Annotated in this window: 18 protein-coding genes; 9 read left to right on the forward strand and 9 right to left on the reverse strand. The window is 61.2% G+C overall.

Features of this window, described 5'->3' with window-relative positions; all coding sequences use genetic code 11:
* Positions 1 to 76: 76 nt before the first annotated feature.
* On the forward strand, positions 77 to 1,234 hold the full coding sequence (locus tag KTJ78_RS11675) for a 5-(carboxyamino)imidazole ribonucleotide synthase (RefSeq protein ID WP_217135975.1): 1,158 nt from the start codon (positions 77 to 79) through the stop codon (positions 1,232 to 1,234).
* An 80-nt stretch (positions 1,235 to 1,314) separates the two neighbouring features.
* Complete coding sequence (gene purE / locus KTJ78_RS11680) at positions 1,315 to 1,818, forward strand: 5-(carboxyamino)imidazole ribonucleotide mutase (RefSeq protein ID WP_217135977.1); 504 nt, start codon at positions 1,315 to 1,317, stop codon at positions 1,816 to 1,818.
* A 65-nt stretch (positions 1,819 to 1,883) separates the two neighbouring features.
* Here the strand turns inward: purE and KTJ78_RS11685 are convergent, their stop codons facing one another.
* On the reverse strand, positions 1,884 to 3,023 hold the full coding sequence (locus KTJ78_RS11685) for a fatty acid desaturase family protein (protein ID WP_217135979.1): 1,140 nt from the start codon (positions 3,021 to 3,023) through the stop codon (positions 1,884 to 1,886).
* Between the two features lie 177 nt (positions 3,024 to 3,200).
* On the opposite strand from KTJ78_RS11685, the gene KTJ78_RS11690 reads away from it, so the two are divergent.
* The 3 genes from KTJ78_RS11690 to KTJ78_RS11700 all read left to right on the forward strand — a co-directional run bounded on the left by KTJ78_RS11690 (position 3,201) and on the right by KTJ78_RS11700 (position 7,332).
* Positions 3,201 to 4,853: an amidohydrolase gene (locus KTJ78_RS11690; protein ID WP_369808082.1), complete on the forward strand. Its 1,653-nt coding sequence runs from the start codon at positions 3,201 to 3,203 to the stop codon at positions 4,851 to 4,853.
* Entirely contained in the window at positions 4,850 to 5,872 is a 1,023-nt protein-coding gene (locus tag KTJ78_RS11695; protein ID WP_217135981.1) for a P1 family peptidase, read from the forward strand. The genes KTJ78_RS11690 and KTJ78_RS11695 overlap by 4 nt, the downstream gene beginning before the upstream one ends.
* Before the next feature lie 101 nt (positions 5,873 to 5,973).
* Positions 5,974 to 7,332 carry a C1 family peptidase gene (locus KTJ78_RS11700; protein ID WP_217135983.1) on the forward strand — a complete coding sequence of 453 codons (1,359 nt, stop codon included), beginning with the start codon at positions 5,974 to 5,976 and terminating at the stop codon, positions 7,330 to 7,332.
* A 65-nt stretch (positions 7,333 to 7,397) separates the two neighbouring features.
* Here KTJ78_RS11700 and KTJ78_RS11705 read toward each other — a convergent pair whose 3' ends face one another.
* The 8 genes from KTJ78_RS11705 to KTJ78_RS11740 all read right to left on the reverse strand — a co-directional run bounded on the left by KTJ78_RS11705 (position 7,398) and on the right by KTJ78_RS11740 (position 17,044).
* Positions 7,398 to 8,201, reverse strand: coding sequence for a serine hydrolase (locus KTJ78_RS11705; protein WP_217135985.1), 804 nt, complete (start codon positions 8,199 to 8,201; stop codon positions 7,398 to 7,400).
* Positions 8,198 to 9,040, reverse strand: a complete 843-nt coding sequence (locus tag KTJ78_RS11710) for a serine hydrolase (protein ID WP_254259644.1) — start codon at positions 9,038 to 9,040, stop codon at positions 8,198 to 8,200. The genes KTJ78_RS11705 and KTJ78_RS11710 overlap by 4 nt, the downstream gene beginning before the upstream one ends.
* Positions 9,040 to 10,005 carry a S66 peptidase family protein gene (locus tag KTJ78_RS11715; RefSeq protein WP_217135987.1) on the reverse strand — a complete coding sequence of 322 codons (966 nt, stop codon included), beginning with the start codon at positions 10,003 to 10,005 and terminating at the stop codon, positions 9,040 to 9,042. The genes KTJ78_RS11710 and KTJ78_RS11715 overlap by 1 nt, the downstream gene beginning before the upstream one ends.
* Positions 10,002 to 11,648 carry an ATP-binding cassette domain-containing protein gene (locus KTJ78_RS11720; RefSeq protein ID WP_217135989.1) on the reverse strand — a complete coding sequence of 549 codons (1,647 nt, stop codon included), beginning with the start codon at positions 11,646 to 11,648 and terminating at the stop codon, positions 10,002 to 10,004. Before KTJ78_RS11720 ends, KTJ78_RS11715 begins: the two co-directional genes overlap by 4 nt.
* A 3-nt stretch (positions 11,649 to 11,651) precedes the next feature.
* On the reverse strand, positions 11,652 to 12,590 hold the full coding sequence (locus KTJ78_RS11725; protein ID WP_217135991.1) for an ABC transporter permease: 939 nt from the start codon (positions 12,588 to 12,590) through the stop codon (positions 11,652 to 11,654).
* Positions 12,587 to 13,630 carry an ABC transporter permease gene (locus KTJ78_RS11730; RefSeq protein WP_217135993.1) on the reverse strand — a complete coding sequence of 348 codons (1,044 nt, stop codon included), beginning with the start codon at positions 13,628 to 13,630 and terminating at the stop codon, positions 12,587 to 12,589. Before KTJ78_RS11730 ends, KTJ78_RS11725 begins: the two co-directional genes overlap by 4 nt.
* A gap of 81 nt (positions 13,631 to 13,711) precedes the next feature.
* Positions 13,712 to 15,556 (reverse strand): ABC transporter substrate-binding protein, encoded by a 1,845-nt coding sequence (locus tag KTJ78_RS11735; RefSeq protein ID WP_217135995.1) that lies wholly within the window; start codon positions 15,554 to 15,556, stop codon positions 13,712 to 13,714.
* 273 nt (positions 15,557 to 15,829) lie between these two features.
* Positions 15,830 to 17,044: a M20/M25/M40 family metallo-hydrolase gene (locus KTJ78_RS11740; RefSeq protein ID WP_217135997.1), complete on the reverse strand. Its 1,215-nt coding sequence runs from the start codon at positions 17,042 to 17,044 to the stop codon at positions 15,830 to 15,832.
* A gap of 90 nt (positions 17,045 to 17,134) precedes the next feature.
* Here KTJ78_RS11740 and KTJ78_RS11745 point away from each other — a divergent pair, with 90 nt between their 5' ends.
* Genes KTJ78_RS11745 through KTJ78_RS11760 form a run of 4 tightly spaced genes read left to right on the forward strand, consistent with a single transcriptional unit; the run spans position 17,135 to position 20,841 of the window.
* A complete protein-coding gene (locus tag KTJ78_RS11745) occupies positions 17,135 to 17,950 on the forward strand; it encodes a GNAT family N-acetyltransferase (RefSeq protein WP_217136000.1) in 816 nt (271 codons plus the stop codon).
* Positions 17,940 to 18,632 carry a MurR/RpiR family transcriptional regulator gene (locus tag KTJ78_RS11750; RefSeq protein WP_217136002.1) on the forward strand — a complete coding sequence of 231 codons (693 nt, stop codon included), beginning with the start codon at positions 17,940 to 17,942 and terminating at the stop codon, positions 18,630 to 18,632. The genes KTJ78_RS11745 and KTJ78_RS11750 overlap by 11 nt, the downstream gene beginning before the upstream one ends.
* Complete coding sequence (menC, locus tag KTJ78_RS11755) at positions 18,629 to 19,759, forward strand: o-succinylbenzoate synthase (RefSeq protein ID WP_254259645.1); 1,131 nt, start codon at positions 18,629 to 18,631, stop codon at positions 19,757 to 19,759. The genes KTJ78_RS11750 and menC overlap by 4 nt, the downstream gene beginning before the upstream one ends.
* On the forward strand, positions 19,756 to 20,841 hold the full coding sequence (locus KTJ78_RS11760) for a dipeptidase (RefSeq protein WP_217136004.1): 1,086 nt from the start codon (positions 19,756 to 19,758) through the stop codon (positions 20,839 to 20,841). Before menC ends, KTJ78_RS11760 begins: the two co-directional genes overlap by 4 nt.
* Positions 20,842 to 20,869: the final 28 nt, after the last annotated feature.

Here is a 20,869-nt window from a genome sequence, read left to right on the forward strand (position 1 = left end):
CCCCGGGCACGCGTCACGCGGCCTGGGGCTCTGCTCATATACCGCCTGATGGCAAGAGTGCACCGTTCAGGCGGCAATGCGGCACAATAGAAGAGGCGAAAGGAATCTCTTGACGGTAACGATTGGTGTCATTGGTGGCGGTCAGCTCGCGCGAATGATGATCCCACCCGCAATTCACCTCGGTCTGAACATCAGCGTGCTCGCAGAAGTCGAAGGGTCGAGCGCGGCCCGCGCAGCCGACGCTGTTGGCGACTATCGCGACCCCGAAACGGTGTACGCTTTCGCCGAGACCGTCGACGTTGTGACGTTCGACCACGAACACGTTCCCAACGAGATTCTGCTCGAACTCGAGCGACGCGGCAAGCAGGTGCACCCGAGGCCGGGCGCACTGCAGTACGCCCAAGACAAGATTCTGATGCGCGAGAAGCTCGCAGCGCTGGGTGTCCCGATTCCCGCGTGGATCGCGACGAGCAACCCTGACGAGCTTTCCAGCTTCATCGCAGAACACGGCGGGAGCGCCGTCGTCAAAACTGCCAGGGGCGGCTACGACGGGAAGGGCGTGCGTGTTGTCGACACGGCCGCAGAGGTGAACGACTGGTTTGACGGCCTTGCCGAGGGCGAGCGACTGCTCGTCGAAGAAAAAGTAAACTTCGTGCGCGAGCTCTCGCAGCTCGTTGCGCGCCGCCCGAGCGGCGAGATGCGCTCGTGGCCCGTCGTTGAGACCGTGCAGAAAGACGGCGTATGCGCCGAGGTCATCGCGCCCGCACCGGTCGCGAACGCCACGACACTCGCGACCGCCGCCCAGATCGGTCACACCGTCGCCGAGGGCGTCAGTGTGACCGGCGTTCTCGCCGTCGAAATGTTTGAGACGACCGACGGGCGCGTGCTCGTCAACGAGCTCGCGATGCGCCCACACAACTCAGGCCACGTGACGATCGAGGGCAGCGTCACGAGCCAGTTTGAACAGCACCTGCGCGCTGTCGCTGACCTTCCGCTCGGCTCGCCAGCCATGACCGCCCCCGTCGCGGTTATGGTCAACGTGCTCGGCGGCCCGCCAGAGGGCACGATGTCGCTCCGCTACCCCGAGGTGCTCTCGCAGTACCCGAACGCCAAGGTGCACAGCTATGACAAGACCCCTCGCCCTGGCCGCAAGGTAGGCCACGTCACGGTAACCGGCGATAGCCTGCCCGAGGTGCGCGGCGAGGCAAACGCCTGCGCCGCGGCATTCCTCTAGGCGGGCACGGCCGCGCGATCCGCCCGGTGAACCACGGGCATCGCGACGTGGGGTGGCTCGCAACCGGGTACGATTGAGCCATGACACAAGCACTCGTAGGCGTAATCATGGGCTCAGATTCTGACTGGAATGTTATGGGCGACGCTGTCGACGCGCTCGCCGAGTTCGGCATTCCCTACGAGGTCGAGGTCGTCAGCGCGCACCGCACCCCCGAGAAGATGGTTCGGTACGGTCGCGAGGCCGCCGGCCGTGGCCTGCGCGTCATCATCGCCGGTGCTGGAGGGGCCGCACACCTGCCCGGCATGGTCGCCTCGCTCACGACGCTGCCGGTGATCGGCGTTCCCGTGCCCCTCGCAAAGCTTGACGGACTCGACTCGCTACTCAGCATCGTGCAAATGCCGGGTGGCATTCCAGTTGCGACGGTCTCGATCGGTGGCGCGAAGAACGCGGGCCTGCTCGCAGCACGCATGCTCGGTGCTCACGACGAGGCTCTCGCGGCGAAGCTCGCCGAGTACGCGGCCGGGCTTGAACGCATGGTCGAAGAGAAGAACACGGCGCTGCAGCAGCGCGTCTCAGAGCGCTAAACTCGCCGACCCGCCGAACCCACCGGCGGACCGCTAAGCTCGCCGTACCCGCAGGGCCGGGGCTTCTAGCGCCTTCCGTACTGCGCCGCAATCGGGCAGTCGAAGGGGTCGCGGGCGGCGAGCCCCACCCGGTTCAAATACTCGATCACAATCGCGTATGAGCGCAGCAGTGAGGTCTCGGTGTAGGGCACATCGTTTTCGCGGCAGAACTCGCGCACAATGAGCCTGGTCTTTGCGAGGTGCGGCCGTGCCATGCTCGGAAAGAGGTGGTGCTCGATCTGGTAGTTGAGGCCGCCCATGAGCACCGTTGCCCACCAGCCGCCGCGAATGTTGCGTGACGTACGCACCTGCTTTGCGAAGAAGTCGAGGCGCGTGTTGGGGTCAATGACGGGCATGCCTTTATGGTTGGGGGCAAAGCTTGCTCCCATTCCTACTCCGAATACCGCGAGCATGACTCCCGAGAGTGCGAACGCTTTGCCCACGGGCAGGAAGAAAAAGATCGCCCCGAACAGCAACACGAATCGTGTGCAGATCAGCACGATTTCGGTGGCGCGCGCCTTGACGGGGCCGCGGCCGAAGAGGTGCTTGAACCCGTGCAGGTGAAGGTTGATCCCCTCGAGCGTGAGCAGCGGGAAGAAGAGCCAGCCTTGACGCTGGGTGATCCACCGAATAATGCCGCGGGACTCAGCAGCATCGACCTCGAGAAATGAGATGGTATCAACTTCGATGTCTGGGTCGCGGCCAACCTGGTTCGGGTTTGCATGGTGGCGGCTGTGCTTTGAATCCCACCACGAGTAGCTCATGCCGATTGATGCGGCGAATACCCGTGCGAGGCGATCGTTCGCTGGCCCGGTCGAAAGGATCTGGCGGTGCGCAGCCTCGTGTGTCAGAAAGGCGACCTGTGTGAAAAGCAAGCCGAGCGCGGCACCGATGGCCAGCTGCCACCAGCTGTTGCCAATGAGTATGGCGCCCGTGATGGTGATGGCAAAACCGAGCCCGATAGCAGAGGCGACGAGGGCATAAAAGATGGGTGCGCGGGCGAGCAAGCCCTGCTCTTGTACCGTGCGTGAAACCGTGCGGTAGGCCTTGGTGACCGATGGAAAGTCTTCTGCGCGAGCGTAGGTCTGGCGTACCGGGCCGAGGGTAGCAGTGAGCGGTGCGGTTGCTGATGGCAAAATCGGAACCTGTCGTTTGGGGCAGCGCATGGAGCCGCTGTCGTGAAGCCAAAGGCGGTTGCCGATTGCTCTTTCACTGTAGTAAGTAAGGCATGCGGTATTGCATATATAGTGCGTGCCGCTCTGGCGCAGAGACCCGCCCACGCATACCCTTGAAGAGGCTCGGCCCGGGGTGCCGGCCAAGAACTCACAGAGAGGTGGTGTGTCGTGCCAACGACGCAAAAGATTCTCACGCACCCGAATATCATTGGTGCCGTGCCAGATACCGGCGTAGAGGCAGCCGTAATCGATGCGCTGCTTGTCGATGGCGGTGATATTCTTGCGGTTGGCGAACGCGACGATCTTCGCGAGCGCTACCCTCAAGCGATTGAGGTACGGTTGCCGGGGGAAGCGATCGTTGCGGGGTTTCACGATGCGCATATACACACGGGTAGTTACGCGCGGGCACTCGCTACGGTGAACCTCAGAGGCGCTGAAACGCTTGATGAAGCTCAGCAACGCCTCCGTGAATTTGTCGTTGAAAGCGAAACCCGGCACCCGGGCGACGACCCTGAGAATGCCAAGCGGTGGATCACCGGTGGCTACTGGGATGCGAATTCGTGGCCCACCGGTCTACCGTCGAGGCACGACCTTGACGCAGTGGTCGCGCATCGCCCGGTTGCGCTTTCGAGTATTGACGGGCACTCGTTATGGGTTAATTCCTTGGGTTTGAAAATCGCTGGTATTGGTGCCGAAACCAACGACGTTCAGGGTGGGGTCATCGTTCGAGAAGGCGAGGGGCGTGAACCCTCTGGCCTGCTGCGCGAGCTCGCCTGCGACCCCGTGATGGCATGTTTTGCTGAGCAGAGCAATGAGTCGCTACCTGAGCTGCTTGCTGCCGCACAGGAACGGCTGCTCGCGATGGGCATCACGCACGTGACCGACTTTGATGAAGACGCAACACGGCTTGCATTCGAGGCGCTGCACGAGCGTGGCGAACTCAAGCTGCGGGTGCACAAGGGTATTCCGGCGGTTGATCTTGACCGTGCGGTCGCCGAGGGGTGGCGAACGGGGGAGGGCGACCGTTTTATAACGACCGGGCCCGTGAAACTCTTTTCTGACGGGGCGCTCGGCTCACACAGTGCCCATATGCTGGCAGACTTTGCCGATGCGCCGGGCAACCACGGCGTCGAGGTCATTGACACCGAGGCGCTCACGGCTCAGGTTGAGAAGGCGAACGCGGCCGGTATCGCTGTCGCCACGCACGCGATCGGCGATGCGGCGAATCGTAGCGTGCTGAACGCGTACGAGCGAACAGCCAGCCTCACGGTGCAGCGGGGGCTGCGCAATCGCATCGAGCACGCACAGCACGTGGCTCAGAGTGACCTGCCGCGCTTTGCATCGCTCGGCGTTGTCGCTTCGCTGCAGCCAACGCACTGCACCACAGACTTTGCGCTCGCCGGGCGCCGTATCGGCGACCGTGAAGTACTCAACTACGCTTGGCGCTCGCTACTCGACTCTGGTGCGCGGGTCGCATTTGGCTCTGATGCGCCGATCGAGCCTGCCGAGGCACTGTTTGGGGTGCACGCCGCAGCGACGCGTCAAAACCGGCTCGGGCAACCAGCTGGAGGGTTTGAGCCTCATGAGAGAGTGACCGTGGCAGAGGCTCTGACGCTCTTCAGCGAGGGCCCCGCCTATGCCGCGGGGCTCGAAAATGTAGTGGGGCGCATCGCCGCTGGGCAGTACGCCGATCTTGTCGCGTTGAGTGATGACCCACGCGAGTGCGACCCGGCGCAGATCGCCGAGTTGCGCGTTATCGCGACGGTGGTCGACGGTGAGTACGTGTATGAAGCAGACGACAGTGAAAGGAACCCGCGATGACGCAAAGAAATACGAGGCCGCGGCTGCAAGAACTCGGGGTGGGCGAGGGGTCAGCACCGCGAGGCCCGCTCAACGCGATCACTGATGTTGCGGGAGTTGCCGTGGGGCATTCGACCACTCGCACCGAGACGCTCAGCACGGGTGTTACCGCGATTGTTCCCGAGGGTTTTGCCGCGGGCCGGAAGACCTTCGCCGCGGCGCTATCGGTCGGCAACGGTTATGGAAAACTCGTTGGTGCAACGCAGGTTTGCGAACTTGGCGTCATCGAAACCCCGGTGCTGCTGACCAGCACGCTCTCGGCCTTTAAGGTTGCAGACGCGCTCGTTGGCTACGTGCTTGAGCAGCCGGGGTATGAGCAAACCACCACGCTGAACCCGGTGGTCGGCGAGACAAACGACGGCTATCTCTCTGACATTCGGTCGAGACCCGTGAACGATGCGATGGTGCGTGAGGCGCTCGCCGCCGCATCCCGGGGTCCCGTGGCTGAGGGCTGTGTCGGTGCTGGAACCGGTACGGTGGCGCTCGGCTTCAAGGGAGGTATCGGCACATCGTCGCGCATCGTGCCGATCGGCGAGGCCGAGTACACCTTTGGGGTTATTGTGCAGAGCAACTACAGCGGCACCCTCATGATCGACGGGGTGAAGATGCCGGCCGATGAGATGCTCGCTGAAGAGCCAGCCGTTGGCCCCGGCAACTCTTGCATGATTGTTGTTGCGACTGACGCTCCCCTCGATGCAAGGCAGCTGAAGCGCGTTGCTAACCGCGCCGTCTTTGCGTTGCGCGGCACAGGGTCAGACTTTGCCGAGGGCAGCGGCGACTACGCGATTGCGTTTTCAACTGGTGACGCTCGTGCGCCCGAAGAAGGACTCCTCTCGCCCGTGTTTCTCGCGGTTATGGAGGCAACCGAAGAAGCCCTCATTAACTCGGTGCTGCGTGCTGAAACCCGCGTGGGGTTCAAGGGGCGCACGGCGCGTGAAATTCCGATTGACCAGGTGAAGGAGCGTCTCGCGAGGCGCTGACGAAGCACGCAGTTGCTCGGTCAGTGGAGGGGGAGTCGTTGATATTGCATCATACGTTTCAAATGCTTGCCTATTTTTCATCGACTCGATAGCATTTACGCATGAGTGCCAATGATGATACGAAACGTAATAGACAAGCTTTAACCCTCGCCCAGATTGGTGAGTGGGACGCAAGATTTGCAGCCGACGAGCGTGCCCGCCTCGCGATGAACGCGGTCGCCCGCACCTCGGTCGATGAGGTTGCGCTCGATCGCGAAAAAATGCTCGGCGTGCAGCTCAGTATGTCGCACCGACTTGACGACTGGGAGGCCGCGAACCAGAAGCGCTCGGGTCGCTGCTGGCTCTTTGCCGCGCTCAACCTGCTGCGTGCAGACACCCGTAAGCACCTCGGCGTTAAAAATTTCGAATTTAGCCAGAACCACGCGATGTACTGGGACAAGATCGAGCGGGCGAACTATTTTCTTGAAGACATGATCGATCTTGCCGGGCAGGCGCCCGATGACCGTGTGCCCATGTTCCTGCTGAGCAATGTGCTCGACGATGGCGGCCAGTGGAACATGGAGGTCGCGATCTTCGAGAAGCACGGTGCGGTGCCCAAAGCGCTCATGCCTGAGACCGAGTCGTCATCGAACACCTACCGCATGAACGGTTCGTTGCGCACACTGCTGCGCAAGGGCGCAAGGCTGCTTCGTGAAGCCGCCGAGCAGGGCGCCAGAGCCTCAGCGCTCGACGATCTTAAACAGGCCATCATGGGCGATGTGCACCGTGTGCTCACGATTCACCTCGGGGTGCCGCCCACGTCGTTTGAATGGCGCTGGAACGATGATGAGGGTAAGTTTCACGACGCGGGTACCTTCACGCCGCAGGAGTTTCTCGCAAAGTACACCGACATCACGCTCAGCGACTACGTGTGCCTCGTTGACGACCCGCGCAGTGAGCACCCGAAGGGCCGCGCCCTCACGGTTGCGCACCTTGGCAACGTCGTTGGCGCCGACCCCGTGTTGTACCTCAACACCGACGCTGAAACGATGAAGCGCATCTCGGCTGAAACGATCGTGGCCGGCGAAACCGTGTGGTTTGGCTGCGATGTTGAACCGCAGATGGAAGACAAAGAGGGCCTCTGGTCAGCCGGACTTATCGATTACTCGACGACCTACGGTGTCGACCTCGAGACGACGAAGGAAGACCGGGTTCGCTACGGCGACTCGGCCATGACGCACGCGATGCTCTTTACCGGCGTCGATCTGGTTGATGGCTCGCCTCGGCGCTGGCGCGTTGAGAACAGCTGGGGTATCGAGAAGTTTGACAAGGGCTTCTGCACCATGGACGACTCCTGGTTCGACGAATACGTGTTTGAGGTTGTCGTGCGCAAGGATCGCCTGCCAGACGAGCTCAAAGCCGCTCTGACAGAAGAGCCCATCGTGCTCGATCCGTGGGATCCCATGGGTGCGCTCGCGTAACGGCTGATCACATGAGAGGGCCGGCATGACTTGCAGTATTGCTCGTCGTGCCGGCCCTGCTGTTTCTATCGCGCGAGTGCTGCCCGAATCTCATCGCCGAGGCCACGCATCGACGCGAGCACCCCGTCGCGCGCATCGGCTCCCGAGCGCCAGTTTGCGAGCACAGCGTAGGCGATACGCCGCTCGCCGTTCATGACGAGGCCCATGTCGGCGCGCACGTTTGAAATGGTTCCGGTCTTATTCCACAACCAGATGCCGCGGTCGTAAAAGTAGTGTGCAAGCGGATCGAGCCCGAACGCCGAGGCCACCATCGAGAGATCCATCCCGGCGCCGAGCCAACGCTGCAGCGTGTCACTCGAGGCAGGCGTCAGGTCGTCGGCGCGAGCGACCCGGGAGACGAAGTCGACAAGCTCGCTTGCGTTTGCGTGCGAGAGCGTTTGGGGTGCTCCCGTTGGAATCGGCCAGCGCACGATATCGTCGAGCGCAGACTCGGTATAGCCGAGTGAACGCGTGTGTTCTTGAACGACCGGCAGGCCGAGCACGCGGCACAGGGTGTTCGTTGCGTAATTATCGCTCACCGCGCCGACGAGTGCGGCAACGTCATAGAGTGACAGGGTGTCGGCCTGCAGCAGATACCACAGACCCGAGTTGTCGATCCACTCGAATGGCTGCCTCGTGACGCGTTCTTCGAGCGTGCGGGTGCCCGCATCGACCTCTGCCAGTAGCCGGTGCAAGAGAAAGACCTTGCCGATGCTTGCGGTGTCGAGTACGCGCTCGGGGGTCTCGCGAAACAGCGTTTCACCCGAGTCGACGTCGATGGCGAGGGCTGACCAAACCGTCTCGTGTTCGGTAAAGAAGTGGTGAGTCATGTGAGGGTCTCCTCTCGGCGAAGGCCGGTAATGCGAGCGCGAACCTGCTCGCCGAGGTCACGCATGGCGTCGAGCACCGGTGCGCGAAGGTCGTTCGGGAGCGCCTGCCTCCAGTTTGCGGCAACCGCGTAGGCCACGCTGCCCCCGGGGCCAGAAGCGTGCCCCACGTCGATGCGGGCAAAATCGGTCGTGCCTGTTTTATGTCGCAGCGTGATGCCCTGGTACTCCGCATCAACATGCGCGAGCGGATCGAGCAGTAGCGAGTCGGCAAGCATCGAGGTATCGGCGTCGGAGGCGAGCCACGAAAGCACCGTCGCGCTCACCCCGGTCGAAACGATTTCGCCCCGAGCGAGCCGCAGCATGAGATCGCTGAGCTCGAGAGCGGTGCCGTACGAGGGAGTCCAGGGCATGTCTGGGGTGCGCTCATCGCGAAGGTAATCGTGCAGCGAGGTGTTCGCGTAGCCGAGCGAGGGGGCGACGTCGCGTACCGACTGTAGGCCACAGCGGTAAATGAGCGCGTTGGTCGCGAGGTTGTCGCTAAACGCGCCCACGAGCAGGGCCATGTCGTCGACGCAAAGGTGCTTCGCTCGCATGCGGTAGAGCAACCCAGAATCGGCGACCGCATACTCTTCGGGCACGATAACGGGGCTCGCAGGGTCGAGCTCGCCCTGTTCAATGAGGGTTGCGACGCGAATGAGCAGAAAGATCTTGCCGATGCTCGCTGTCTCGCACTGCGTGGTCGCGTCGTGCTCGGCGAGAACTTCGCCTGTCTCACCGTCACGTATCATGATGCTCCAGGTCGCCGCCTCAGTGAGCGCTGGCATGACGAACTGAGACATTACTCGTGGCCGCCGTCGAGGGTTGAGGCTGAGACGGTGAGGCGAGGTGCTGCGCCGGTCGCGTCGAGCAGACCATCAACCCCGAACGGCACGCTGAGCGCGTTGGGGTCGTGGCCGAAGCCTTGCTCCCAGATGACAGGAACACCGAGGTGCCCGACGTATTCTTCGAGCAGGTCTTGCACCTCGTCGAGTGTGCCGCATTCGTGCCATGAGCCGAGCACAAAACCTGTTGCGGCGTCGAGTTTACCGGCGCGCGCAAGCTGAATGAGAAGGTTGTCGAGACGATAAATATCTTCGTCGATGTCTTCGAGAAATAGCAGACCCGATGGGCTCGACGCGCTTTCGGGAGCTCCGAGCGACGCGGCGAGCAAACTCAGGTTGCCGCCCATGAAGCGACCCGCGCTCTGTCCTGAAACGAGAATCTCGGCCTTGGGCCCGATGAGTTCGCGGCCGGCCCAGGGCTCGAAGAGCCAGCGGTGCACATCGTTGCGAATGAAGGATGAGTCTTGAAAAACATCGTTTCCGGGCATCGGTGAGAAGAGCGACGAAATATCGAGGTGAGCACGAAACGCCTCGTGAAGCGCTGTGATGTCTGACGAACCCGTGAGCAGCTTGGGGCGACCGTCGGCTCTAAGACCGTGCTCGCGCATTTCGGCCCAGTCGATGCCGTCGAGCAGGCGCATAGCGCCGTAGCCGCCACGCAGGCTCACGACAGCGTCGACCTCCGGGTCGCACCAGGCGCTCACGAGGTCGTGTCGGCGGGCATCGTCTTCACCCGCGAGGTAACGCGATCGTGAATGCCGGTCAAGAACGTGCTCACCGACCCGAACGGTGAGCCCCCAGGCCTCAAAGTAGCCCACGGCGCGGCGCAGGCTTGAGCGTGTGCTTGGGCCAGAGGGGGCAACGATGGCGACGGTATCACCCTGAGAGAGTGGGGCTGAGTGAAGGTAAGCGGTGCGATTCATCGGGACTCCTCGATCACGCTGGGAGCTGCGTCGAGCAGCTGGCGGGTGTATTCGTGTTGGGGGTTGAGCAGCACCTCTTCGGTGGTGCCCTGCTCGACGATCTCGCCGCGGTACATGACGGCGACGCGATCGGCGATGTTCCAGGCAAGGCCGAGGTCGTGGGTGATCACGAGGGCCGAGAGGCCGAGCCGCTGCTTGAGCGAGAGCAGTAGGCCAAGAATCTCGCCCCGTACCGAGGCATCGAGTGAGGCCACGGGTTCGTCGGCGATGAGCAGTTCTGGCTGCAGAGCGAGGGCTCCGGCAATGACGACGCGCTGCCGTTGACCGCCAGAGAGTTCTTGCGGAATCGAGCCGAAAAACTGCTCTGGTGGTGCGAGCTCAGCATCGATGAGGCTCTGTGCAACTCGGTCGCGTTCGTCGCCGTCGAAGCGCTGCACACGCAACCCCTCAGCGACCGATTCATACACACTGAGTTTCGGGTTGAGCGCGGCAGAGGGATCTTGCAGTACGAGCTGCATTTGTCGCCTGAAATGGCGCAGCTCACGCCCCCTGCGAGGGAGCGGCTTTCCTGCGAAGCGGATCATGCTGCCCGGGTCTGCGGGCTGCAAACCCATGAGCGTGCGTGCGAGCGTGGTCTTGCCCGAGCCTGACTGGCCCACGAGGGCGATGATCTCGCTGCGTCGCACGTCAAGGTTGACATCGCGAACGGCTCGGTTATTGCCCTGCCCCTGATAGGTGACGTTGACGTTTCGTGCCGAGAGCAACACCTCGTCACTCGGGGCCGAGGTGCCGGGCTCGGTTGAACCTGCGCCGTGGCGGGTGACGGGGCGCAAGCGTGATGCCGGGTCGCCGATTGTCGGGAACGCGTCGGCGAGCTTTTGGGTGTAGGGCTCGTTTGGTGTCGTGCAAATCATGCGTGCCTCGCCAACCTCGACGAGTTCACCGCCGCGCATGACAGCGATGCGCTCACACGCTGTTGCGAGCACTGAGAGATCGTGGCTGATCATGAGCAGCGAGATGCCGCGCTCAGCGACGAGGCGTGAGATCATATCGAGAATTTGTTTTTGCACGATGACATCGAGAGCTGTGGTCGGCTCGTCGGCAATGATGATGTCGGGCTCACAGGCGAGAGCCATCGCGATCATGACGCGCTGCTTCTGGCCCCCTGAGAGCTCGTGAGGGTACGAGCTCGCCTTGTCTGGTGCGAGGTCGACGATCTCGAGCAGCTCGGCAACGCGTTGCGCTCGGCCTGCGGCGGTCTTCCACTTCTCGGTCACGTGAATGCTGAGCGCCTCGGTGATCTGGTCACCAACCGTATGCACCGGGTTGAGCGAGTGCATGGCGCCCTGAAACACGATCGACGCCTGGGCCCAACGAACCGCGCGCAGCTCGCCAAACGACAGCTTTGCGACGTCGGTGTCACCAATGAGCACGCGGCCATCAAGCTTTGCGTTCTTGGGTAAGAGTCGCAGGGCACTCATTGCGAGCGTCGACTTGCCAGAGCCTGACTCGCCAGCGATACCGAGCGTTCCGCCCTCTGGCAGCGTTAACGATACCGACTTGACCGCGGCCACCTCGCCGCGTGTGCCTCGGCCAGAGGCTCCGTAGGTGATTGAGACATTTTCAAAGGTAAGGGTTGGCATGACTCATCGGCTCCTGAGCGTGGGGTTAACAATGTTTTCGACGGCACGACCCATGAGGGTAAATGCGAGCACGACAAGCACGATCGCGACGCCTGGTGTGAGCACGTACCACCAGTAGCCACTCGTTGCAGCCGAAACATCCATTGAATTCTTGAGCATGGTGCCCCACGACTGCACCGTGGGATCGCCGAGGCCGAGAAAGGCGAGGGTTGACTCCGAGATGATGGCAGAGCCTACCGTGAGCGTCGTGTTTGCGAGCACGAGGGGCATGACGCCCGGCAGCAGGTGCTTGATGATGATGTGCCAGTGTCCCGCGCCGAGGGCGCGTGAGCGCTCAATGTAGTCTCTCGATTCGACGGTGAGGGTTTGTGAACGAACCACACGCGCTGTTCCGGCCCACGAGGTGAGGCCGATAGCGATGATGATCGTGAGTACTCCTCGGCTCAGCACTGACGAGAGCACGATGGCGAGAATGAGCGAGGGCAACACGAGAAAGAAGTCGATGATGCGCATGAGTACTGCACCGGTGAACCCGGTGAAATGACCGGCTGCGATGCCCACGAGTGTGCCGATGACCATCGAGAGGCCGGTGGCGATGAGGCCCACGACGAGTGAGACTCTGGCACCCCATACGAGCCGCACCCATATTTCGCGGCCCTGGTGGTCGGTGCCGAGGGGGTGCTCGAATGAGGGCGGTGCAAAACGGTCTTGGTCGATGAGCTTTGTGACATCGAGCATGTGCGCGGGAGCGATAACCGGCGCAAAAATTGCGACGAGAGCAACGACGATGAGAAAGGCGAGACCGACCATGCCAGCACGGTGGGTTTTGAACTGACGCCAGAACGATGCGAGGGCCGCTCTGCGGCGATCCCACGCATACTGTCTCGGGGTTCGCTGCTTTGGGGTCTGCGAAGGCGACGGTGATGGGGCGGTCGTGGTCATGCTCGCCTCACTCTCGGGTCAAGTTGACGGTAAATAAGGTCGGCGATGAGGTTCATCACGATGATGATCGCTGAGAACACCACGAAGGTGCCCTGCAGGAGCGGAAGGTCGGGGCCACTGATCGCTTCGAAGGTGAGCTTGCCGAGGCCGGGCCAAGAGAAAACGGTTTCGACGGTGACCGCACCCGCGATGAGTCCGCCAAGGTGCATGAAGATGAGGGTCACGGTTGGCAGCAGCGCATTCGGTACCGCGTGGCGACGACGTACGAGGTCGTCTTTGAGCCCCTTCGCCCTCGCGGTCGTGAGGTAGTCGGCGCTCATCTCTTCGATGAGTGAGCTGCGCATCACCATGAGGTATTGGGCATAGACGACGGCGACCATCGTGATGACGGGAAGCACCATGTGAGCGGCAACGTCGAGGGCGGCCCCGAGCACGTCGCTTGGCGGGTTTGGCGATCGCATGCCGCCGGTTGGGAACCAGTGCAGCGTGCCACCGAACACCATGAGCAGAATGAGGCCAAGCCAGAAGGTAGGTACCGACCAGAAGATGAGCGAGGTCGACGAGACGAACTTATCGAAGCGTGAGCCGTGCTTCCACGCGGCCTTCTGCCCGAGCCACAGGCCGAGCGTAATAGCGAGAATTGCGGCCGTTCCGGTGAGAAGAATCGTGGGCCAGAAGTACTGCCCGATCAGGCTTGAAACCGAGGTCTTGTATACGTAGCTCTCGCCAAAGTTGAGCGTGAAAACATTTACGATGTAGTCGAGGAACTGTTGCCAGAGCGGCTTGTTGAGCCCAAACTGCTCGCGTAACAGCTCCATTTGCTCGGCGCTCATTTGACGCTCGCGAGCGAGGGTAGCAACGGGATCGCCCGGCAGCATCTTAAAAGCGAAGAAACCGAGCAGAATGACCATGCCGAGGCTGATGCCGGCACCGCCAAGCTTCGAGAGAAAATAGCTGAGGCCCGAGGTATCGCGGGGCCGCTCCTCGGCGTTCGCCGATGTGGCGATGGCCGAGGTTGAGGGTGGCACTGAGTTCGTCATGTGAGCTCCTGGGTATGTGAAGAAGGAGCCTCGTGGGTTGGTGAGCCAGCAGCACGCCAACCCACGAGGCAGCTCTTGCGATTACTCGACGTCGGCGCTGTTCTTACGGCGCTTGAGCATAAAGACAACTCCGCCAAGCACCACGATCAAGACCACGCCGCCGACCACGAAGAGCCCGGTGTTCGCGCTCTGGCCAGACGATCCCTCAGCACCGTCAACAGGTTCGACCGTGAGGTAGCCCCAGTAACCGGCCTGGTTGGCGATGATGCCACCCTCAGCGGGCTGAAGAGTGAAGTTTTCGAATCGGTCTGAGCGGTATGCCTCAAGGCTGTTGCCGTACCAGGTTGCAACCTGAACCGTGTCTTCATAGTTCATCGCCAGCATTTCATGAACGATTTCCTGGCGCTTCGCCTCATCGATTTCTGAGCGCTGTGCCTTGTACAGCTCATCAAATTTTGGGTTGCAGTAGCCGTCTTGGGTGGCGCCGCCGGTGCCATCGTCGTTCGTCGGCAGGCCAGCACACGTGTTGATACCGAGCTGGTAGTCGGGGTCTGGGTTGACCGACCAGCCTGTGAAGTAGAGATCGTAGTCGCCCTTGAGTGACTTCGCGCTCAGAGTGTCAGAGTCGGTTGACTCGACCTTAAGGGTGATGCCGATTTCTTTCATCCACGGCACGAGATATTCAGCGATCGACTGCTCTGTCGGGTCGTCGGCGTCAACGGCAAGGCGAAGTTCGAGCTTCTCGCCGCCCTTTTCACGGATGCCGTCAGCACCCTCGATCCACCCCGCACCCTCGAGTGTGGCCTTGGCCGCCTCGGGGTCGTAGTCTTTGAGCACGGGGTCGTTGTCAGGCAGGTGCCACTTGGGAAACGAGCTCGGGATGAAGCTCGTTGCAAGCACGCCCTCGCCATCGAGCACCTTGTCGAGCAGGGTCGCACGATCAACGCCCTGACGAATGGCCTGGCGTACCTCACGGTCTTTAAGCGCTTCAGAGCCGGTGCCGAAGGGTACGCCGTCTCGGGTCTGGTAGCCCGGGTTAAGTCCAATCGAGCTGTAGCGGCGGCCGATGCCCGACTGTGTGGTCACGCCCTCAACGCCCTCAAGCGCCTTGTACTGGGTGGGGTTGAGCCCCGTTACGATGTCAACATCGCCCGCCTTGAGCGCCTGTACCTGTGCGTCTGAGTTGGTGTAGTAGATGTACTGCAGCCCGTCGACCTTGGGAGCGCCGCGCCAGAAGTTGGGGTTGGCTTTAAACGAGATAGATTCGTTGGCCTTGTAGCTCTCGAGCACGAAAGGGCCTGAGCCGACGGCATCGCTGTCATTCATGAAGCCGACGGGATCATCGATCTTTTCCCAAACGTGTTTGGGCACGATAGGAATCTCGGTGCCAGGGTTCGGCGCCTGTGGTGCTTTGAGGTTGATGACAACGGTCAACTCATCGGGGGTTTCAATCGACTCGAAGCCTGAGACGAGGTTGCCGTTTGCGGTGCCGAGTTCGGGCACCGTCATCATTTGCTCATAGGTGTATTTCACATCGGCCGAGGTGATGGGCTCGCCGTCAGACCATTTCATGCCCTCGTGTAGGGTGTACACCCACTTCTGGCCGTCTTCTTGAATGTCCCACTCAGCAGCGAGCCCCTCGGTGGGTGAGCCGTCTTCAGCACTGTTTTGCACGAGTGATTCGTACATGTACCGAATCGAGTTGGTGGGCAAGAGGTAAATCGAGATAAAAGGGTTGAACGAATCGACGAAGCCAGAGGTCGCGATGCGAAAGGTCGTGGGCGAGGCCGTGTCTTCGGCCGCGGCAACCACTGAGCCGGTTGGCAGTGCGAAGCCTGCGGCCGGGGTCATGGTCAGTGCGGCGCAGGTGACCGCTGCCCCAACAGCGAGTGTTTTGAACCGACGTCTACGTTGATGTGTGGTCATGAGTGCTTCCCTTCAGCTGCGATCTCAATCGACATTGAGCTGAGATCGGTGTTCCTAATGGAACCGTAAAAACAAGAAATCGTCAACAGATTCGCAACGTATCATCGCTGATAATTGCAGAGCCTGTTCTGGTGATTGTGGGCCCTAGTGTGAATTTTGTAAATTTTTGAGGGTGTATTTGCTTAAAAAGCGATTATTTTAGGCATGTTTGTGCATTCGGCTCTCGGCGTCGAGTGCACCCGACGTGTCTGCTGGTAATCTATTCGTTACGTATCATTGCTCGGTGGTGCTGGCCTCCTTGAGGTGCGCGACTGAGGTGCGCGCGTCTTTTTCCTGTGTCTCGTGCTCTGAGATTCGGGTGGGCTCGGTATTGAGCACCTCGCACAAGAGCGCGATTCGGTCTGCAAGTGACGCCGTGATGATGTGCTCGGTGAGCGCGTGTGCTCCGCCGCCCAACGGGCCAAAGCCGTCGACGCTCGCGACGCCAAGACTGCCAACGAGGTTTGTGTCGCCGGCGCCAGCGGCGGGGCGGCCCGACAACGGCTGGCCCAGGCGGGAGGCAGCGGCAGTGAGCTCTTCGAGAAACGAGTCGTCAGCTGCAGAGGCCTTCCACGCTGGTCGGCTGCTGAGCATGCTCGTTGTAATTTGCGCCCCCGCTCGCAAGGGTCTGAGTGACGAGAGTGCGCTGAGCGTTGCCGTCTCAGACTCGCGATCGATAAAGCGCAGCCCAATCTCTGCTGAAGCTTGCTCGGCAACGACGTTTGCCCGGCTGCCGCCGCTTACCGTGCCAATATTGCACAGCACCGGCGAGAGTTGATTGCCGATGTCCTCAATGATGCCCCGCACCTGCACGAGCTGATCAACGAGCTCGTTAATCGCCGAGGTGCCTTTTTCTGGCTCGAGGGCTGCGTGCGCTGCTTTGCCTGTGACCGTGAGCGAGAGCCGCGTGCTGCCGCGGCGCCCAACCTTCAGGGCGCCATCGGGGTGTGGTGACTCGAAACCAATTGCCGCACGCACTCCCCGCGCCGCCTCGATGATGAGGTCTCGAGACGTGGGTGAGCCAACCTCTTCGTCGCAGGTGAGTAGCACTCGAACGGCGCAGGTGCGCGTGTTGCGTGTGCGTTCGAGCGCTGCGCACATAATGACGATGCCACTCTTCATGTCGTACACGCCTGGGCCGCGAGTGATGCCTGCTTCCTGTGACCAAGGAAGGTCATTGGCGAGGGTGCCGTGAGGCCATACGGTGTCGGTATGGCCGACGAAGAGGAGCGGGGCGCCGGGGCCGGCGAAGTCGGCAACAAGATTAGTTCCCGCTTCGGTGGTGACGAGCTTTACGTCGCCGCCCGCTGCCCTGAGTCGTTCAGCGATGGGGGCCACGACCCGTGCGCTTGACTCGGCGTCGAACGAGGGTGACTCGATCGCGACGAGTTCGCGCAGAAAGCGATAATCGGGGTCGCTCTCGCTCGTAGATGTAACGACATTGTTCATGGTTATGAATCGTATCTCAGGGTTGAAATGTGTGCAAGTGCCTTATAATATCGACTTATTCAATGTCGAATGATGCAGTATAGGAATCGTATGATGCACTCAGCTTTGCTCTCACTTGCCTTCGATGCAGCGCCTGAAGGTGGTGCCGCTGGGCAACTCTTGGCGCGTTCGTTGACTACATACCAAGATTTTTGTGCAGCATCATCGCTATACGTGAACGTGTTCGGGTACGAATCACCGGAGTTCTCGCTTAATCCTAATTTGCTCGGGGCCCTCGTGCAGAATGGTGGCTCGGCGGTTGGCGTTTTTGCACCCGATGGGGCTCTGGTGGGTTTCGCATACGGGTTTCCGGGCAAGGGCCCAGACGGCCGCGAATTTCACTACTCTCAGGCGGCTACGGTCGACCCGAACTATCAGGGCAGGGGCATTGGGCGCACCTTGAAGTTTTTGCAGGCCGAGGTTGCGAGGTCATGGGGCCACCGCACGATGCGATGGACCTTTGACCCGCTCCTTGCCCGCAACGCCCACTTCAACTTTGATGCTCTGGGCGCCACCGGTATCGGCTACCTACCCGATTATTACGGACGAAGCGACACCGGCCGGGTGCTCGTTGAATGGTCGCTCGAGGGCGAGGCACCTCAGCCTCGGCCAGAGCTTACCGCCCCTAGGTTTGATGTTGCCGATTGGGGCACAGCGCTGGCAGAGCGAGATGAATTGTGGATCGCTACCCCTGCCGTGCCTCCGGCCGATACCGATGAGCGCCGTGCGGTGCGGTCGGCGGTGGGCCGGGTTCTTTCAGAAGCCATTCTCTCTGGTCATTCTCTCGTCGCTTGTAAGAGAATCAACGATGAGACGGCAGCATATCTCGCGTTGTCGAGCACTGAACGGAGTAAAGATGACTCATGATGCGGCACATGCCAAGAATAATGACCTTGATCGCTCATTGAAATCACCCGGTGACCGTTTTGGAGAGCGCTTCAGGGCGAATCTCACCGCCGAGAGTATTCAGGCCAGCGTCATCGAAAGCGAGAAGCGCGCCCTTGAACGCACGCTTGATGCCCTTGCCGAGACTGGGGCTGTGCCTCGTGCTGCCGCGCTTATTCTGGGCGCTCGCCGCAGGTACATCGGGGGTGAGGGCAAAGGAAGCGCGTATGCGCAGCTGCTCAACGCCGACCTTTCTGCGACGCTCTCAAACGTCTTTCTCATCGATGGGCGGGGGCTTTCGCCGATCACCGTTCTGACCGATGTACGTGCGAGCGACGTGCTCGTTGTGTTTTCGATGCGGCGCTACCGCGAAGAAACGATCCGCCTCGGTCGTCTTTTTCACGAGGCTGGCGGCCAGCTTGTCGTCATCACCGATAGCGACGACGCGCCCCTTGCGAGTCTTGCGAGCGCGCTCATCATCGTGAGCACAGAGTCAGCCTCGTATGCCGACTCGCCCACGGCAGTTGCCGCGGTGTGTCACCTTCTCAGCACCCTCACGACCGCGAGTGCCAAGGGTGCGCGCAGACGTCTCAGTATGCGCGACCTGTACGCCAGTGAGCTCGCGCTCTACCTACCCGAAACCGAGCAGGAGAACCCTGAATGAGCATAGAACGAGTGAGGCTTTTCGCGTTAGAACTGCCCCTCATACACAGCTTTGAAACAAGCTCACACCGAAAGTCAGGTATCGAGCACGTGCTGGTCGAATTCACCGACAGTGATGGATGCACGGGGTGGGGTGAAATCGCTTCACCGAGTGACCCCTTTTACTGCTCTGAAACGGTAGACACTGCCTGGCTCATTGCAGAGCGTTACCTTGCGCCGTCGGTTCTGGGGCTGGAATGGCAGACGCCAGAGGAGTGCGAAGAGGCCTGGGCGAAGGTGCGTGGTCACGAGTTCGCTAAGGCCGGGTTCTCGGGTGCGGCGTGGGACCTCGCGACGAAACGCGATGGTGTGTCACTCTCGAAGAAGCTCGGTGGCACTCGAGCCGAGGTCGTGTCAGGTGTTTCGCTTGGCATCGAGAAAACGACCGATGCTTTGCTTAAACAGGTCGCGCTTCACCGTGACGCAGGGTATTCACGGGTGAAGCTCAAGATCGCTCCGGGGTGGGACATTGAGCCGGTCGCCGCGGTTCGCGAAGCGTTTGCCGACCTCGACTTGCACGTAGACGCTAACGGGGCATACGGGACTGACGATGCTGCGTTTGCGACGCTACGCGGGCTCGATAGATTTGGCCTCACCATGATTGAACAACCGTTTGCTTCGCGAGACTTTATCGCGCACGCGGCTCTGCAGCAACAGATTGATACGCCCGTGTGCCTCGATGAGTCAGTAGTCACGGTCGAAGATCTTGAAACGATGATTCGCCTCGACGCGGGCCGGGTTTTGAACATTAAGGTCTCTCGCATGGGCGGGGTGCTGCAGGCAAAGCGCGCGCATGACCTGGCGCAGAACGCGGGCATTCCCGTCTGGTGTGGCGGCATGCATGAGTTCGGCATTGGCCGTGCAACAAACATTGCCGTCTCGTCATTGCCGGGCTTCCTGCTGCCCTCTGACGTTTCGGGGTCAGATAAATACTACGAGCGAGATATTATCTCGCCGCCAATACGTGCCGAGCAGGGGCTCGTGCAGGTGCAAACCGGGCCTGGTATCGGTCACGAAGTTGATATCGAGTGGATCACGGCTCATGCGAGCCGTACGACAGAAATGGTTCTCGAAGAGGGAGTAGCGTGAAACAGTATCCGGTTATCGATGGGCATAACGATCTTGCGTGGGCAGCCCGTGAGGCGCGCGGCTACAGCGTCGAGGGGCTTGACACTGGCGTGCCTGAATTCCATACCGACCTGCCAAGACTGCGTGAGGGCGGAGTCGCGGGGCAGTTTTGGTCAGTGTGGGTCGACCCTGTGCTCGAGGGGCCTGAGCAAGTCGTTGCCACGCTTGAGCAGATTGATTTCGTGCAGCGCTTCGTTGAACGCTATTCGAACGCCCTCGCGATCGCGCAAACTGCGAGTGAGGCCCGGGCGGCGATGAACGATGGCAAGATAGCCTCGTTCATCGGTGTTGAAGGCGGTGCCCAGTTTGGCGGTTCGCTCGCCTCACTGAGGCAGTTCGTGAGGCTCGGGGCGCGGTACATGACGCTCACCTGGTCACGCACGATTGATTGGGCAGACTCGGCGACCGATGCTGCGGTGCACGGCGGTTTGACTGAATATGGGCGTGCGGTCGTTCGCGAGATGAACCGTATTGGCATGCTCGTTGACCTCGCTCATGTTGCTCCCAGCACGATGCGAGATGCCCTTGAAGTGAGTCAGCGGCCCGTCATGGTGAGCCACTCTGGCGCTTATGCGATGTGCCAACACGACCGCAACGTTCCCGACGATGTGCTTCGCACGATTGGTGAGCGAGACGGTGTCGTGATGGTGGCTTTTGTGCCCTCCTTTCTCTCAGAAGAGCGACGTGCGTGGGTCGTCGATGGTATGCACGGCGAGGCGCCACCAGTGGGGGTTGGCCACGTAGCTGACCACCTTGACCACATGCGTGAGGTCGCCGGCGTGCACGCCGTTGGCATCGGAGCAGACTATGACGGCACCGACGCAATGCCAGAAGGCCTTGACAGCGTGGCCGGCTATCCGGCCCTGTTTGAAGAGCTTGAACGCCGAGGCTGGTCTGAGCGGGAGCTCATGCAGCTTGGCCGAGATAACGTGCTGCGGGTTGTTGAAGCTTCTGACCCCGACTACGTGGCGTTTCGTGAAGGTCGTGCGCCTCAACCTGAAACGGTTGCACTCACACCAGCGGTATCACCGAGCGCCGCATAACCCCTGACGACCGACCAGTAAGAAAGAA

This window comes from Leucobacter chinensis, from assembly GCF_019049105.1.
GTDB classification, from domain to species: Bacteria; Actinomycetota; Actinomycetes; order Actinomycetales; family Microbacteriaceae; genus Leucobacter_A; species Leucobacter_A chinensis.